Genomic DNA, 850 nt, shown 5'->3' with positions numbered 1-850 from the left:
CCGGGGCTCTACTTCTTCGAGTACATTCAGGCCTATGAAGCATCCACGTTCAAGGATGGGAGCGGTAATGACCTTGCCATTTTGAATGGTGAAAAGCTGGATGCTCTCATATCATTCAACCAGCTTATCTACGTATCAAACTACAAAGTGTTGAATGGACACCTCGGCATCGAATCGATACTGCCGGTGGTTACTATCAACACCAATGGCCTGAATGGCTTCGGTCTCAGCTCAAATCCGAATCACTTCGGAGACATTCTGGTGGGACCGTTCATCCAGTGGTTCAATCATAAACTGTTCGGGCTTCCCTACCTCCACCGGTTCGAACTTCAATTTATTTTTCCTGTTGGGGCATACAATAATAACTTTATTCTAAATCCTGGTTGGAACATCTACACGATAGAACCCTACTACGCCTTCACCCTCTTCTTTACCCCCAAGTTCTCTACGAGTTGGAGAATTCATTACACATTCAATGGAGAAAACGACGATCCATTCGTCGGATTTGGTGTTGACAGTATCGAACCGGGTGACGTGTTCCACTTCAACTACTCCTTTGAATATGAAGTGGTCAAGGATCTGAGGATTGCCGTTGCCGGATACTATTTAAAACAACTCGAGAAAGACGGTGTCGATGGAGGACCGGTGAGTCCGCCCTTCGGATTTATCACAGAAGAGGAGCAGGTATTCGCCATCGGGCCGGCCATTTTCTGGTCCCCCCCGGGCAAACTCGCCATCGGTCTGAAGACGGCAATCGAAAGCGCGGCCGAAAACAGACCGGAAGGGACAAGGACGACCCTCAGACTTATCTGGAAATTTTAGAAAAGCGATATGTAACCACGATAATCTG

1 protein-coding gene is annotated in these 850 nt (G+C 47.6%); it reads left to right on the top strand.

Annotated features, from left to right (window positions below; translation table 11 throughout):
• A partial coding sequence (locus GTN70_09195; protein NIO17159.1) for a hypothetical protein occupies positions 1 to 822 on the top strand: 822 nt, incomplete at its 5' end.
• Positions 823 to 850: the final 28 nt, after the last annotated feature.

The sequence above is a fragment of the Deltaproteobacteria bacterium genome (assembly GCA_011773515.1).
In the GTDB taxonomy this organism is placed as follows: Bacteria; Desulfobacterota; Deferrimicrobia; order J040; family J040; genus WVXK01.
Note: the sequence above shows the minus strand (reverse complement) of the source record. Positions and strands in the feature narration are given on the sequence as shown.